The sequence below is a fragment of the Leptotrichia sp. HMT-225 genome, from assembly GCF_030644325.1.
GTDB lineage: Bacteria > Fusobacteriota > Fusobacteriia > Fusobacteriales > Leptotrichiaceae > Leptotrichia > Leptotrichia massiliensis.
Genome location: NZ_CP130323.1, coordinates 1,218,891 through 1,233,972, shown reverse-complemented (window position 1 = coordinate 1,233,972; position 15,082 = coordinate 1,218,891). Strand labels below are relative to the sequence as shown.

The 15,082-nt window shown below is 28.7% G+C and carries 15 protein-coding genes; 6 read left to right on the top strand and 9 right to left on the bottom strand.

Annotation, left to right across the window (positions count from 1 at the left end; genetic code table 11):
- Window positions 1–14 precede the first annotated feature (14 nt).
- Window positions 15–965 (bottom strand): endolytic transglycosylase MltG, encoded by a 951-nt coding sequence (mltG, locus tag QU666_RS06120; RefSeq protein WP_021768879.1) that lies wholly within the window; start codon window positions 963–965, stop codon window positions 15–17.
- A gap of 145 nt (window positions 966–1,110) precedes the next feature.
- Window positions 1,111–2,184, bottom strand: coding sequence for a hypothetical protein (locus QU666_RS06115; RefSeq protein ID WP_021768880.1), 1,074 nt, complete (start codon window positions 2,182–2,184; stop codon window positions 1,111–1,113).
- A gap of 339 nt (window positions 2,185–2,523) precedes the next feature.
- On the opposite strand from QU666_RS06115, the gene QU666_RS06110 reads away from it, so the two are divergent.
- The 3 genes from QU666_RS06110 to QU666_RS06100 all read left to right on the top strand — a co-directional run bounded on the left by QU666_RS06110 (window position 2,524) and on the right by QU666_RS06100 (window position 5,163).
- Window positions 2,524–2,721: a hypothetical protein gene (locus QU666_RS06110; protein WP_021768881.1), complete on the top strand. Its 198-nt coding sequence runs from the start codon at window positions 2,524–2,526 to the stop codon at window positions 2,719–2,721.
- Window positions 2,722–2,761: 40 nt separating this feature from the next.
- Entirely contained in the window at window positions 2,762–3,259 is a 498-nt protein-coding gene (locus tag QU666_RS06105) for a hypothetical protein (RefSeq protein ID WP_021768882.1), read from the top strand.
- Window positions 3,260–3,465: 206 nt separating this feature from the next.
- The gene (locus tag QU666_RS06100; protein WP_021768883.1) at window positions 3,466–5,163 is read left to right on the top strand and encodes a DEAD/DEAH box helicase; all 1,698 of its coding nucleotides are present in this window, start codon (window positions 3,466–3,468) and stop codon (window positions 5,161–5,163) included.
- 179 nt (window positions 5,164–5,342) lie between these two features.
- Here the strand turns inward: QU666_RS06100 and QU666_RS06095 are convergent, their stop codons facing one another.
- From QU666_RS06095 to QU666_RS06070, 6 genes are all read right to left on the bottom strand, one after another.
- Window positions 5,343–6,095, bottom strand: coding sequence for a DUF4846 domain-containing protein (locus tag QU666_RS06095; RefSeq protein ID WP_232218421.1), 753 nt, complete (start codon window positions 6,093–6,095; stop codon window positions 5,343–5,345).
- Window positions 6,096–6,254: 159 nt separating this feature from the next.
- Window positions 6,255–7,202 carry a DUF4300 family protein gene (locus tag QU666_RS06090; protein WP_304984778.1) on the bottom strand — a complete coding sequence of 316 codons (948 nt, stop codon included), beginning with the start codon at window positions 7,200–7,202 and terminating at the stop codon, window positions 6,255–6,257.
- Window positions 7,203–7,237: 35 nt separating this feature from the next.
- Entirely contained in the window at window positions 7,238–7,777 is a 540-nt protein-coding gene (locus tag QU666_RS06085) for a hypothetical protein (RefSeq protein ID WP_021768886.1), read from the bottom strand.
- A 184-nt stretch (window positions 7,778–7,961) separates the two neighbouring features.
- On the bottom strand, window positions 7,962–9,614 hold the full coding sequence (locus QU666_RS06080) for a Na/Pi cotransporter family protein (protein WP_021768887.1): 1,653 nt from the start codon (window positions 9,612–9,614) through the stop codon (window positions 7,962–7,964).
- Window positions 9,615–9,740: 126 nt separating this feature from the next.
- Complete coding sequence (locus QU666_RS06075; RefSeq protein WP_021768888.1) at window positions 9,741–10,319, bottom strand: chromate transporter; 579 nt, start codon at window positions 10,317–10,319, stop codon at window positions 9,741–9,743.
- Entirely contained in the window at window positions 10,319–10,864 is a 546-nt protein-coding gene (locus QU666_RS06070; protein ID WP_021768889.1) for a chromate transporter, read from the bottom strand. Before QU666_RS06070 ends, QU666_RS06075 begins: the two co-directional genes overlap by 1 nt.
- A 240-nt stretch (window positions 10,865–11,104) precedes the next feature.
- Between QU666_RS06070 and QU666_RS06065 the strand changes: the two genes are divergently transcribed.
- The 3 genes from QU666_RS06065 to QU666_RS06055 all read left to right on the top strand — a co-directional run bounded on the left by QU666_RS06065 (window position 11,105) and on the right by QU666_RS06055 (window position 14,080).
- The gene (locus QU666_RS06065) at window positions 11,105–12,145 is read left to right on the top strand and encodes a 2-hydroxyacid dehydrogenase (RefSeq protein ID WP_021768890.1); all 1,041 of its coding nucleotides are present in this window, start codon (window positions 11,105–11,107) and stop codon (window positions 12,143–12,145) included.
- Window positions 12,146–12,357: 212 nt separating this feature from the next.
- Window positions 12,358–13,453, top strand: a protein-coding gene (gene prfB, locus QU666_RS06060) for a peptide chain release factor 2 (protein ID WP_198012117.1) whose coding sequence is annotated in 2 segments (ribosomal slippage) — window positions 12,358–12,429 and window positions 12,431–13,453 — 1,095 coding nt in all. Because the reading frame shifts where the segments join, the coding sequence is not laid out codon by codon here.
- Window positions 13,454–13,558: 105 nt separating this feature from the next.
- Window positions 13,559–14,080: a DNA-3-methyladenine glycosylase I gene (locus QU666_RS06055; RefSeq protein ID WP_232218423.1), complete on the top strand. Its 522-nt coding sequence runs from the start codon at window positions 13,559–13,561 to the stop codon at window positions 14,078–14,080.
- 401 nt (window positions 14,081–14,481) lie between these two features.
- On the opposite strand, the gene rnmV is transcribed toward QU666_RS06055, so the two are convergent.
- Window positions 14,482–15,063 carry a ribonuclease M5 gene (gene rnmV, locus QU666_RS06050; RefSeq protein ID WP_021768893.1) on the bottom strand — a complete coding sequence of 194 codons (582 nt, stop codon included), beginning with the start codon at window positions 15,061–15,063 and terminating at the stop codon, window positions 14,482–14,484.
- Window positions 15,064–15,082 lie beyond the last annotated feature (19 nt).

The following is a 15,082-nucleotide window of genomic DNA, read 5'->3' as shown; positions in this document are numbered from 1 at the left end:
TTAAATATCCAAATTTATTTTAATTGACCGCTTTCACGACGTTTTTGTAAATGTTCTTGATGTGTTTTTGAATAATAAGTTTTTCCTTTATGTGTAAAGAAAAACAAATTATCTGTTTTTTCGGCATTTAACACTGCTTTAAAAGTTTCTATTGGTGGATTCCCAATTGGTGTTGGTGGAAGCCCTTTTACCTTGTATGAATTATATGGCGTATTTTGCTGCTTCAATTCATTTCTTGTAGCTTGTCTGCCCAACTCATATTTTAAAGTAGCGTCTGACTCTAATCTCATTCCAATTTCTAGTCTTTTCAAAAATATTCCTGCAACTTTTGGTTTATCTACTGCATCTGGAACTTCCGCCTCGACAATTGAAGCCATTTTTAAAGTATCATAAAACTTTTGTTTGTCAGGATATTTTTCAGGTGGAAATTTCTTTAAAAATTCAGCAAGAATTGTTTGAATAACTTGTTTTGTCGTTACATTTTCAGAAAAGATATAAGTTTCAGGATAAAAATATCCTTCAAAATTATTATTTTCATGTGGATACGGAAAATCAACTTCACTCAATACTTTATTAATTTCTTCAGTTGTTCCCAACTCCAATGCTTCCATTCTTGCAAATAATTGTTTTGAAGTAAATCCTTCTGGTATTGTCAATTTTACTCCATTAGTTTCACTATTTTTAATTTTTTTTATAATTTCATATTTGGAAAATTTTCCATTAAATTTGTAAGTTCCTACTTTTAGTTTTATATTTCCACCATTTAATTTTAGATAAATTCTATCTATTATTCCATAATTTAGTTTTAAGTCCTCATAAATTTGTGTAAATGTGGTTCCTTTTTTTACATTGATATTAACATTTTTGTACTCTTTTTTTGCAGCAAAAAAATTATAAAAAAGTGCTAGACACATAAATAATATCAAAAATATTACAACATAAACAATTCTTAGTGTATTCTTCATTTTATTCTCCTAAATATTCAGTATTTTATATTTTGTAGTTATTTTAAATTATTTAAAAAAGTTATTTACTTTTTTATTTTGAACACTATTATAAAATAACTTTACAAATTTTATTATATAAAAATTTGATAATTAATTATTATACTTAATATTCCTTATTTGTTTCTGTGTCATTACCATTACTTTTAGTTTCATTTTCATTTTTTAAGTCTTTATCCTGAATTTCAATAACTTCTACGTTTTTAGTGCCTTCTTTTGTTTCAAACTTTAACATTTGTTCTTTTTTTCTTCTTCGTTCTAGCTCTTTTCTTGCACCAACTGTATCAATCTGAAATACACTCGCAGGATTTTCACTTAATTGTTTTTCCAATTCGTCTGTTTTAGCTTTCAATTCAGCTTTTTTCTTTTCATTTTCTATTTCACGAATATTTTTTATTTTCACATCATAAACAACATTTTTTAAGTTTCTTTTACTTTCTATAATTTGCTCAAATTCTTCCAATTCTTCATTTTCAAGAGAAATTTTTTCATTATTTGGATAACGTGAAAATACTTTTGTAACTCCATTACTATATCTTATAATCATATAACGATAATTTTTATCAAAAAAAACAATTTCATTTTTGTTATTCTTAAAATATTTTTTTTCAACATCCAAATATACGAGTCCTTTTTTTTCTTCTATCCAGGCTCTATGTCTTTCTTCATTCCAATTATTCGTTTTAGGATCAAAATAACTTTTAACAACTAAGTAACCGTTTTCCTGCTGCAAAAAATCATAACGTACATTTCGTAAATCCTTTTCTAAACTATCTTCTGTTTTTAATAGGTACCACGTTCCATAGCTTTTTGAAATTTGGAATTTTATTATTGGATTAACTTTTTCATCTATTTTTTGAATAAAACGTTCAAGCTTATTAGTTTTTTCCAACTTTTTCTGTTTTATTTCTTCTTCGTCATCCTTAATCTGATCCAAAAAAATCAAATCTTTATCTTCATCAGTATCATTTGTATCATTGCTACCTTTTTCAAATTCATTAATATCATCTTTATTAATAATAATATCAATTTTTACAGCTTCGTCCTCAACTTTATTCTTATTAATTGAATTTTTACTTCCATTAGCAAGAATTGTCAACGAAAACAGCCAAAAACAAGTTGCAATATACAGTTTTATCTTTTCATATTGATTAAATTTTTGTTTACTCAAAGCATTCACCTTTTTATCTTCAATTTTTTCAAATTTTATAATTCATTTTATTCTAAAAATAATGCCTGTAATTCTATATTTTTTACAATTAAATTTTCAAGTTTACTTTAAGAATAAGCCAATTTTTATTAATTATATCACACATTTTTTAAATTGCAAATTAAATATTTTTTATATCGTTACTTTTTTATCTTTTAAAACACAGATTAAACAGTTTTCTATTTACTTTTATTTTTTTACATTTTATAATACAAAGATATTGACTTTTTGAATTTCTTGTTGTATAATTATTTTGAAAACAAAAGAAAATAATTTACCGTTTTTAAAATTAGAAAGGAATGATTATTTATGAAAAATTTTTTAAAACTTTTAACAGTTATTTTAGTAATGTCAGCATTTAACAGCTGTACAAGTTTACTGGCACTCGCAGGAAGCGAAAAGGCAGATGCAGAACTGCGTAACCGTACTTACAATGAATTAAAAACTTATTGTGCTGTTCAAAACACTTATACTGGGCAATGTTTAAAATGGGAACGAATTGATTAACAAATATTAATTTAATTAAAAAGAAGGTAAGGTAAAGAAAATGAAAAATTTAAAAAAAATTTTATTAGTGTTATTTTTGGCAATTTCACTATTCTCTTTTGCAAGAGGAAACTCACAAGAAACTATCAGATTTGGAAGCAAAATAGTTGGATTTATTACAGTACCAACAAATTGGCATGAATTTGTCGATTCTAATCCAGCTACTCCCTCCACCGCAAAACAAGTATCCATAGATAATACAAACATTATTACTCTGGGTATAGTTAATAATCAAAGTGTCACTCCTGAAGAAATGGCAATATCAAAAGTAGCAAAGTATCTTAATTCAGGAATTCCTGAAGAAAATATTGAAATGAATGATGTTACTTTAAATGGTTATAATGGACAGAGAGTAATTGTTGCTTTTGATGATGGAACAGTATTAGCAATGTACTTTATTAAAGCCAATGGAAAACTTTATTCTTTAACTCAAGAAGGTTATCCGAAATATCAAGCAGAGCTAGCAGAGGTTCTTTCGACTTGGCATCCTAATAGATAAAATATTTTCAATACAGGAACGTTTACTGTTTCTGTATTTTTTTGTTATATTTAGCCTTTATGGTATATTTTTACAAAAAAATATTTTTTTAGATAAATTTAAGTACAAAAATAACAAAAGTGTGGTATAATGATATATACAAAAATTTTTTTAAATAAATAAGTATAAATTAAATTATAAAACGAAAGAAGGTAAATAAAAAAGTAATGCAAAGATTTGAAGATTTTGGATTAAGTACAGAGATGCTTAACGCTTTAAGCAAAAAAGGATTCGAGGAGCCAAGTGAAATACAAAAATTGGTAGTCCCTGAATTATTAAAAGAAAGAACTCACTTGATAGGACAAGCACAGACAGGAACAGGTAAAACTGCAGCATTTGGTATCCCAATTTTGGAAACAATTGAAGCTGACAAAACAGTTAGAGCCTTAATATTAACACCAACAAGAGAACTTGCCAATCAAGTTGCTGATGAAATTTATTCTTTGAAAGGAACAAAGGATTTAAAAGTACTTGCTGTTTATGGTGGGGCTTCTATAGAAAATCAAATAAAAAAATTAAAATCTGGAGTAGATATTGTCGTTGGAACACCAGGACGTGTTATGGATTTAATGAGAAAAAAAGTACTAAAAGTTGACAATTTAGATTATTTTGTGCTAGATGAAGCCGATGAAATGCTAAATATGGGATTTTTGGAAGATATTGAAGCTATTCTGGAAAAAACTAACGATGAGAAAAAAATGTTATTCTTTTCAGCAACAATTCCTAAAGCGATTATGGCTATTGCCAAAAGATTTATGCCAGAACATAAATTATTAAAAGTTGAGAAAAAAGAACTTACTACTAATTTGACTGAACAAATTTACTATGAGGTAAAACAGGAAGATAAATTTGAAGCTTTATGCAGAGTTCTTGATTATGAACAAGATTTTTATGGAATTGTATTTTGCCGTACAAAATCTGAAGTAGATGATGTTACAAACAAATTAAAGGCTAGAAACTACGATGCAGAGTGTATTCACGGAGATATTACTCAGGCTCTCAGACAAAAGGCACTTGACTTATTCAAAAAGAAAATATTAACTATATTAGTCGCAACAGACGTTGCCGCACGTGGAATTGACGTAAGTAATCTAACACATGTTATCAACTACTCTATCCCTCAAGAAGCTGAATCTTATGTTCACAGAATAGGAAGAACAGGACGTGCTGGACAAAAAGGTGTTGCAATAACATTTGTAACTCCAAGAGAAGCTAGCAAACTTGCTCAAATTAAACGTATCACAAAAACTGACATAAAACGGGAAGACATTCCAAATGTAGAAGAAATTCTTGAGGCAAAAAGAGAAGCATTGGTGGCTTATGTTGATGAAATCATTAAGGAAAATGATTTTGATGCTTATAAAGAACTGGCTGAAAAACTAATGGATGGAAGAGATGCAAAACAAGTCCTTGCTTCTGTATTAAGACATGTTTATGAAGATGAATTCTTACCTGACAATTATAATGAAATTCAAGATGTAAAAGTTAAAATTGATGACAAAACAAGATTATTTATTGCTCTTGGAAGTAAAGATGGTTATAATGTGGGAAGATTGCTTGATTTATTAAATAAAAAAGCAAAAACACCAGGAAGAAAAGTAAAAGATGTTAAAATTATGGACAAATACTCTTTCATAACCGTACCATTACAAGAAGCTCAATTCATAATGAGAGCCTTAAATTCTAAAAAAGATTCAAAACCGCTTGTTGAAGAAGCTACTGGAAATAGAAATGGTGGGGAAAAGTCTGGTAAAAAATCAGACAAAAGAAAAGATAGAAAAGGAAGAAAAAAATCTTCTGATAAAAAATTATCAAAAGGTTCAAAAGCAAAAAAAGACAAAAAAACAAGAAAAGTAAAAAAATAATCTAATTATTTAATTTCTTAAACAAAAAAACTCGGAAAATAATATTTATCTTCTGAGTTTTTTATTTTATATATTCAAACTATTCTATCAATTTTATTCAAATTAATCTTAATTTTAAAAGTATACTCATAGCCTTTAAGTTCCATTTTAAAGTAGTTTTACTATGCATTTTATAATAACTAAAATTTCCTTAATTTTTCTATCGGAAATTTCCATTCAGGCGTTACAAGTACATCTTTCCCTTTCAATGAATACCATACTCCATCATTATCAGGATTTATCAAAATTTGAGTCTGCTGTGCAGGCATGTACGATTGGGCAAGCATAAATATTTTTTCCCCTTTCTCGTTTTCTGCCATATCCACTACAATAACAGCGTGTCCTGGACTGCCGCCCATAATAAAGACATCTCCTATTTTCATATTTTCGATTTTTTGCGGTGTCATTTCCTTTTCAAGCGATAATGTTCCTGCATATCCAAAAACAATATTCATAAAGTTTCTAAAATCCTTGTATGTATTAGATGAAGCTGATTTTTTATAGTAACTTCCTTTCCCACTAGGATTTATCCGATAACCTTGTATCCATTTAGAATACTGTGCATTAAATCCTGTTACAAAGTTAAAATTAATTTTATCATATTCTTTTTTACCATAAAAATATTCCGCACGTAAAAGCATTATTGCATCAGCACATTGATGTAAATCTCTGTCACCTATTTCTACATCAAATACACTATCATAAATCCCTTCACTTCGTTTATAATTTCCATTAAAATACTGCACTTTTTCTCCATAAGGCTTTAATTTCTGATTTCTTAAAAATTCAGCAAAACTGCCTTTTTCTACCACTACTCTTTTATATCCTTGCGGAACACCATATCTTGCTTGCAGTGTCATTTCCTCTGGATTTATTAATTTTTCAGATTTCATATTATTTTCTGAATTTATTTCTTTAGAATTATTTTTCACTTCATTACTACAAGCAAATTGAAAAACTACCAATAAACTTATTCCAGCAAATAATTTCAATGATTTTTTTCTTGTAAAAAAAAGCATTGTTAGATACTCCTCTTAAAATATTTTAAATAATTATTTATTATTATTTGGATTCCCTCTGTAGCCCTTTAGCAATTCATCGTTTTCCATAATAAATGGCTTCGCAGTCTGTTGTCCCCATGCAGTATCGTATTTGTTCATAAGATAATCATTCAGTTCTGTTCGATTATTAAATTTTAATACTTGATAAGGCTGTTGAAAAGCTAGTTTTTCAATAAATATAAGTTTCCCATTGTTTTCTGGAACAAGAACTCCAACATGTCCAATAAATAAAATATTTTCTTCAGGTTCATCATTAAAATGAAAAAACACAGAAATCATTGATATTTTACTATTTTTATCAAATGTAACTCCTCGCTCTTTCCACACATTTTTAACATTTTCAACGTGAATATTTACATCTTTAGTAGCCTTTGTCGGAATTTCTGAAAATAAATTTACAAATCTATCCTTTTCATTTTGTGAAAATAATTCAAATGGTACATTTTTTAGTGACTCCATATCCATAAAAAGCATTTCTCCTGTTTTTACAACTGGTTTTTCTACTTTTACGTAATCTTTCATAAATGTAAATGCTGTTATCCGGCAATTAAAGCCTGGAAAATTCTTATTTTTTTTATCCCAAATTTGCTGGATAGCCACTTCATCATAAGTTGGATTTATATTTTCAGAATTAACAAAGCCTTCTTTTATAAGCCCTTTATTTTGAGTTGCTTCATTATAATAATTTACACTTTTGGAAAAAAGATTTATATTGCTAGGATTAACTCCAGAATTTTTTAATATTTCCTGTACTTCATTTTGTACTTTTTTATCTGCTAAATTTGAATATGTTATGTTTTTTAAATATCCAGTATCTGTTGATGCGTCATTTTTAGCTTTATTTTCTGTCAAATCAGATTTATTTACTTGTGTGTTGTTTTTATTTGAACAACTGATTATTACCATCAGTAAACTTATTAGTACTACTAATTTTATCATTTTTACCATTCTTGTCAAAAATTCCCCTCTTAATTTTATTTACCATTCACATTAAAGCTTTTACTACCTATAAAATAATTATTGTTATCTTGCGAAACAGATATTTTAACACTATCCAAGTCTGTTTGTGCAACAATATTATTATTTTTTGTGTCTTCAGCCAATTCTACGTAAAGATATTTCCCATTTCCTTCTTTTCCATTTTCATCAATTTTATCACTCGCATATATCTTGGAAATTTCTCTATTTACTTTTGTTTCAGTTGTATTTGCTAAAGGTTCATCCTCTGGATCGTCTATATTTTTTTTGGCAATACTCTTTTGAGTAACAGTAACTGCATTTTTTGATAATTTTTCATTTTTTATTGTTTTATCAAACTCAATAATTACAGCCTTTACTTTTTTTCCTGAACCTTTTTTTTCAGTTACTGCTGTTACATTTTTTATGTTATCTACACTCAAATTTTCGTTATCTGAAATTTTTATATCAATATGATTATCATTACTTTCTGTCAAAATTACAAGTCCAACTAACATAATTAGAGCTCCAAGTATTATATTTCCAATCTTTCTCATAGTTAATCATCCTCCTTTTTCATAACTATTTTAATTAAATTTATAATTTTTGAATACTTCCACAATTATATTATACACCTTATTCTTGTAAAATTTTAGTCTTTTTCCTTAAAAAATCCTGTAATTTTTCCCCAAAATTTAACCTTTTAAAAAATAGGCTATCGCTAGCCTATTCTTATATCCTCTAATTTGCCTTATTTTCAATCATTTTTTCAACTAAGTTTCTGGCATGGTCTCCGATTCTTGTGAAATGTGATACAACATCTATGTAGTAAAGTCCTGCTTTTACATCGCATTCCTGTTTACTTACACGGCTTATATGCGCTTTTCTCACTTCTTTTTCCTTTGTGTAAAGTTTGTTGTGCAAATCTACTACTATAAAGGCTTTTTCTGTGTCATTATTTCTTAGTGCCTCTTCAGCCGTTTCAATAATTTGTTTTGAAATTAGGAACAATTTTTGTATTTCTTCATGAGCTATTTCTGTAAATACCAATTTTTTCTTAATTTCATATCTGGTGTCTCTTACAATTCCAACTGCATGATCCCCTATACGTTCTACATCACGGCACATATCAAGATACATGCTGATTTCTTCTCCATCTTTTTCAGTTATATGTTCCTGTGATAATGAAGTTAAGTATTTTGTTATTTCCTGATCGATATTATTTATTGCTTCCTCTGTTTTGTCAACTCTTTCTGCAGTTTTCTCGTTATGATCATGGAAAAATTCAACTGATCTTTCCAAGTTTTTTAATGCAATTGAAATCATCGAAAGCATTTCCTGTTTTACTTGTCCCAATGCAATTGAAGGAGTATATATTAATGCAGCATCCAGATATCTTGGTTTGTGTTCAACTTTATCCTCTTCTTTTTCTTTAATTATTTTGACAACAATATATTCAAGTACTCCAATAAATGGGAATAGTAAAATTGTTGTCATAGCATTAAACGAACCATGTGCGAATGCTATTGTTACTTTTGGATTCAAATGAAAAAACTGAGCCATTTTTTCCACAAACATCGAAAATGGCGATAAGAAAATCATAAAAATAATTGTTCCTATAACATTGAACATTGTATGTGATAAAGCAAGTCTTTTTGCTGAAGTATTTGCTCCAATTACTGCAATTATTGCTGTTATAGTTGTTCCGATGTTATCCCCAAAAAGTACAGGCAATGCCGCTTTTAACGTTATAAGATTTTCTTGATACACATTTTGTAAAATACTAATTGTGGCACTTGAAGCCTGAACTAGCATTGTAATTATTGTACCGATGAATACTCCTAAAACTGGACTGTTACTTAATTTTATTGTTAATTCTGTAAATGCTGGTAAATGTTTAAGTGGCTCCATTGCACTTGACATCAATGTCAATGCAAAAAATATTCCCCCAAAACCAAATAAAATTCTACCTAAATTATTTATGAAATTATGTTTTACGAAAAATAGGCACGCTGCTCCTAAAAACAATATCGGTAATGCATAATGCGTAATATTAAATCCAATTATGAAAGTTGTAATCGTTGTACCAATATTTGCTCCCATAATAATTCCGATTGCCTGTCTTAAAGTTAGAAGTCCTGCTCCAACTAAACCTATAGTAATAACTGATGTTCCTGAACTTGACTGTATCAAAGCCGTTACAAAAATTCCAACTAGAACTCCCAAAAACGGAGAAGTTGTATATTTATCCAAAATATATCTAAGTCTATCTCCAGCAGCCATTTGCAGTCCGTCCCCCATGTACTTTATACAAAATAGGAACAATCCTAATCCACCTAAGAATCCAAAAGCCATCTGCTGATAGTTAATTGTACTGACTGTTACTGCGTTCATCAAATCAATCCTCTCTTAAATCTTAAATTTTTAATTTACTTAATTTCTTCTTCAATTATACTTATATCATATTTTTCTCAAATTTGCTATATTTTTTTACTAGGAAAATAGAAATAAATTTATTAATTAAAATTTAAACGCTATTCCAATAATAGCTGCAATTAAAATTAACACAATCGGATGTAAATCAAATTTTTTCATTATTCCAAAAATAACTAATGCTAGAATTATTGACTTATAATTTAATATATCAATTAAATTCTGTGTAATTTTATATTTTGGTAAATTTAAAAGTGTTATTTTAGCTACTCCTAAACCTGCTGCTACAATAAGACCTGTTGATGCGGGACGTAATCCATAAAAGATTTTTTGCACTAATGCAGCTTCTTTAAATTTTGTCAATGCTTTTGAAATTGCAATTATTATAATCACTGATGGAAGTACTATTGCTGTTGGAGCTAATATCGCACCGATTAATCCTGATACTGAAAAACCAACATAAGTTGCCATATTTATTCCCATTGGACCAGGAGTAGATTGGGAAATTGCAATCATATTTGATACATCGCCTGCTGTGTACCAGCCAGTTCTTTTTCCAATATCATACAAAAACGGAAGTGTAGCAAGCCCTCCACCTACTGCAAATAAACCTGTTTTAAAAAATTCATATGATAACTCAAATAATTTAATTAATTCTATTTTCATTATTTAATCCCCTTTTTTACAAAATTTTTTATAAAAATACCAGAAATTCCAGTAAGAACTACAATTAAAGCTGTAGATACCCAATTTGTAACTGATAACACAATTACCATAATAAAAATAATAAAACAAAACTTATCAACTACTGAATTTTTTGCCATTTTTCTCACTGCTTTAAAAATTAATACACAAACACAGGCTCTAACTCCATTAAAAGCATACTGAACTGGCTTATAATTCGCAAAGTTTTTCAAAAATGCAGCAATTACCGTAATAATAATTATTGACGGAAACACCATACCCGCTGTAGCAACAATTCCTCCTATAATTCCCTTTGTCTTATGTCCGACAAACGTAGCTGTGTTTACAGCTATTATGCCAGGTGTAACTTGTCCAATTGCAAAATAATCCATAATTTCATCTTCTTTAGCCCATTTATGTTTTTCCACTATTTCTTTTTGCAACATAGGCAGCATTGCATATCCACCACCAAAGGTAAATAATCCTATTTTTGCAAATACAAAAAATAATTCAATTAAATCTTTCATGATTTTTGTTATCTTTTTTCAATTTTTTATCATATAAAGATAACCTCTCCTTTCATTTTTACTCTCTCATAAAAAATTTTAACATATTTTATTTATTTTTTTTACTTCTTTACTTTTTTAGAATCACTTTATAGAAAACTTTTTAAAAATAATAAAAATCTTGTAAAATCATTTGACTTAGCCTAATTTTTTTTGCTATAATGAATATAATATGATAATAAATTTTAGGAGGAATGTAAAATGAAAATTGTAGTTTTCGATGCAAAACCTTATGATATTGAATTTTTTGATAAATGGAATGAAACATTTGGGGCAAACATTACATATTTTGAAGAAAAATTAAGTCTAAAAAATGTAATGCTTACAAAATATCAGGATGTAGTCTGTACATTTGTAAATGATGATTTAAATGCAAAGGTACTAAATATACTTGCAAAAAATGGAGTTAGGGTTGTTGCCGCAAGATGTGCTGGCTATAACAACATTGACTTAAAAGCTGCACGTGAAAACAGAATCACTGTTTTAAGAGTACCTGCCTATTCGCCATTTGCCGTTGCTGAACATTCACTAGCTCTTCTTATGTCAGTAAACAGAAAAACTCACAAAGCCTATAACAGAACAAGGGAAGGTAACTTTAGTTTAGCAGGATTAACTGGAATGGATTTAAACGGAAAAACTGCTGGAATTATAGGAACTGGTAGAATCGCAAGAATTTTTATAAAAATTTTAAATGGACTAGGAATGAAAGTTATTGGTTATGATAAATTTCCTAATGAACAAGCCGCAAAAGAAGAAAACTTCACTTATGTAACATTAGATGAAATATTTGCAAATTCTGACGTGATTTCATTACATTGCCCATTATTCCCTGAAACAAGACACACAATTAACAAAGAAACTATTGCTAAAATGAAAGATGGCGTTATTATCATCAATGCCGCCAGAGGTGGATTAATTGATACCGAAGCTCTCGTTGAAGGATTAAAAGACAAAAAAATCGGCGGAGCAGGACTTGATGTTTATGAAAATGAAAGCAGCTATTTCTTTGAAGATGAATCAGCAAGCGTGCTGGAAGATGATTTGCTAGCTAGATTATTATCATTCAACAACGTCGTTTTGACTTCTCACCAGGCATTCTTAACAAAAGAAGCATTAGATAACATTGCTGAAGCTACATTTAACAACATCTTATCATACGTAAAAGAGGAAACTTTACAAAATGAAGTTTGGTATGACGAAGAAAACAATAAAGTTGTTGAAGGTGTCAGAGTTCAAAAATAATTATTATCTAAAATTTTTACTTTTAAAAACTTATAAAGGGGCTGTTTTAAAAGGCAGCTTCTTTTAATATTTTCCAAAAAAATACAAAATCTAAATTTAAAAGATTTTTTGTATTGAAAACTTATTTAATAGTTATTTTCTTTTTTTCTAAAAAAAATTTTACTTTAGAATCAAAAAAGTTAGCAAAATAATATAAAGAAAGGTTTAAAAATATGGATTTATTTGAAATAAAAAAACAAAACGAAATAAATGAAATTAATATTGAAGAAATCAGGAGGCATCTTTGACATTGAAAATTTAAAAAATGAAATTGATAATTTGGAGAAAAAGACGTTTGAGGCAGATTTCTGGAATAGCGAGAACAGTCAGGAAATATTAAAGACTATTAGTGCAAAGAAAAAGCTCCTTGAGGAATACAGCAGTTTAAACGGGCTTTTTGAAGATGTTTCTACCATTATTGAGTTTATTGAGATGGGGGACAATTCGTTTGAAAATGAACTTGAGCAAAAAGCACAGGATTTGAAGAACGAAATTGATAATTTTAAGACAAAATTGCTTTTGGACGAAGAATACGACATGAATAATGCAATTCTTACGATAAATTCAGGGGCTGGTGGAACTGAGGCATGTGACTGGGCTGAAATGCTTTACAGAATGTACGACAGGTGGGCAAATCGACATGATTTTAAAGTTGAAATCCTTGACAGCCTCGCTGGAGAAGAAGCTGGAATAAAAAGTGTAACATTAAATATAAAAGGAAATTATGCTTATGGTTATTTAAAAGGGGAAAAAGGTGTTCACAGACTTGTCAGAATTTCTCCATTTGACTCTAATGCTAGAAGGCATACTTCATTTGCTGCAGTTAATGTTACTCCAGAAATAGAAGATGATGTTCAAATTGATATTCGTACAGAAGACTTGAAAATTGATACTTACAGGGCAAGCGGTGCAGGAGGGCAGCACGTAAACACAACAGATTCAGCCGTTAGAATTACTCATATTCCAACAAATATCGTAGTTACATGCCAAAATGAACGTTCACAGCTAAAAAACCGTGAAACTGCAATGAAAATATTAAAATCTAAATTATTCGAGCTGGAGCTGGAAAAGCGTGAAAAAGAAATGGCTGAACTAAAAGGAACCGAATCAAAAATCGAATGGGGAAGCCAAATCCGTTCGTATGTCTTTCAGCCTTATAAAATGGTAAAAGATCACAGAACAAAGGCAGAAGAGGGAAACGTTGAAAAGGTTATGGATGGAGATATTGACTTGTTTATAAATGAATATTTAAAATATGTTAAATCCTAATAACATGTTTAAAATTTAAAATAATTTTACTTATAATAACTAAAAAATTGAAAGGATTAGAATATGAAAAAAACTAGATGTCCATGAGCAAAATCTGAAAATGACATTATCTATCATGATACTGAATGGGGAGTGCCTTCCCACGATGATAATTATCTTTTTGAAATGCTAATATTGGAAGGCTTTCAGGCAGGACTTAGCTGGAATCTTATTTTGAATAAAAGAGAAAATTTTAGAAAAGCTTTTGATAATTTTGATTATAAAAAAATTGCAAAATATGATGAAACTAAGTTGGCTGAACTGGCTCAAAATGAAGGAATTGTGAGAAATAAATTAAAAATAGCCGCTTCTGTTAAAAACGCTCTTGCATTTATGGAAGTACAAAAGGAATTTGGTTCATTTGACAAGTACATTTGGAATTTTACAGACAACAAGCAAATTATCAATAACTGGAAAGAGATATCAGAAGCACCTGCTACTACAGAATTATCTGATAAAATCAGTAAAGATTTGAAAAAACGTGGCTTTAAATTTGTTGGATCTACAATCGTTTATTCTTTCTTACAGGCAATCGGAATAGTTGATGACCATTTAATTAGTTGTCCTTATAAAAAATCAGTTAAATAATTAAAATATAATTTTTGCTTTTTTAATAACATAAATTGCAATATTACTCACTACATTTTTCCAATTTTTTTATCGTAAGGGCACCAGACGCCATGCCCTTACAACCCCGCTTCTCGAATTTTAATTTTACAGCAAAAGACAAAACTCGCTTTTAGCAAAAGTTATTTTAAATTTCATAAAGTTATTGTAAATTCAAATAAAATGGAAAAGCTCAAACAAGTTGTCTTTTACTAAAAAATTAAAATCTCAGAAATTCTATAACAAATATCTTTACAGTTTAATAAACTGATTTGTTTAGCTACTACGTTTGATGATTGGAAATAGAAATTTCAGAATTGGATAAATAAAATTCGGAGTATAGTCTTCGATATTGTGTAGCAATCTTACCACAATTTTAATTATCAAGATAAACTATTTATTTCTTCAATAGCTTCCTCAAACTGTTCTTTTGAAATATTAAATGAATTAAGAGCCTTTAAAAGCTGTTTGGCATTATAATAGCCAATTTTTAAAATATCTCCAAGCATTATTCTACGTTCCTTTGCATTACTTCCAGAAATAAGTCCATTATCAATCAAGTCACTAATATCAAACCTATTTTCAATATCTTGATTAGCTGTAACAACATTTTTCAAAGCCTCTAAAATTACTTTGTCATTGGCATTTTCAACTCCTATATTATCATTTTTAGTTGCATCTTTCTGACTTACAAAAGCATGCTTTATGTTCGGAATATATCTTTTTAATGTATCACGAATTTTTTTTCCTGCAAAATCAGGATCTGTAAATAAAATTAAATCATTAGTTTTTGACAATTGAATCATTTTATTTATTGTTTTTTTAGATAATGCGGAGAAGCCGTTTAAGGCGATAATATGTGCATCTACAACTCGTTTTATGGCTGTTATGTCATCTCGCCCTTCAACCACTATAATTTCATTTATTTTTAGTTTTTCTTTTTGTTTATTTGGCTCTTTTTTCATTTAATATTCCTTTTGTTTT

Excerpts from the sequence above, each read along its gene's own strand:
- mltG (WP_021768879.1), bottom strand. The coding sequence starts at position 965 with ATGAAGAATACACTAAGAATTGTTTATGTTGTAATATTTTTGATATTA.
- QU666_RS06110 (WP_021768881.1), top strand. The coding sequence starts at position 2,524 with ATGAAAAATTTTTTAAAACTTTTAACAGTTATTTTAGTAATGTCAGCA.
- QU666_RS06105 (WP_021768882.1), top strand. The coding sequence starts at position 2,762 with ATGAAAAATTTAAAAAAAATTTTATTAGTGTTATTTTTGGCAATTTCA.
- QU666_RS06100 (WP_021768883.1), top strand. The coding sequence starts at position 3,466 with ATGCAAAGATTTGAAGATTTTGGATTAAGTACAGAGATGCTTAACGCT.
- QU666_RS06095 (WP_232218421.1), bottom strand. The coding sequence starts at position 6,095 with ATGAAATCTGAAAAATTAATAAATCCAGAGGAAATGACACTGCAAGCA.
- QU666_RS06090 (WP_304984778.1), bottom strand. The coding sequence starts at position 7,202 with ATGATAAAATTAGTAGTACTAATAAGTTTACTGATGGTAATAATCAGT.
- QU666_RS06085 (WP_021768886.1), bottom strand. The coding sequence starts at position 7,777 with ATGAGAAAGATTGGAAATATAATACTTGGAGCTCTAATTATGTTAGTT.
- QU666_RS06080 (WP_021768887.1), bottom strand. The coding sequence starts at position 9,614 with ATGAACGCAGTAACAGTCAGTACAATTAACTATCAGCAGATGGCTTTT.
- QU666_RS06075 (WP_021768888.1), bottom strand. The coding sequence starts at position 10,319 with ATGAAAATAGAATTAATTAAATTATTTGAGTTATCATATGAATTTTTT.
- QU666_RS06070 (WP_021768889.1), bottom strand. The coding sequence starts at position 10,864 with ATGAAAGATTTAATTGAATTATTTTTTGTATTTGCAAAAATAGGATTA.
- QU666_RS06065 (WP_021768890.1), top strand. The coding sequence starts at position 11,105 with ATGAAAATTGTAGTTTTCGATGCAAAACCTTATGATATTGAATTTTTT.
- rnmV (WP_021768893.1), bottom strand. The coding sequence starts at position 15,063 with ATGAAAAAAGAGCCAAATAAACAAAAAGAAAAACTAAAAATAAATGAA.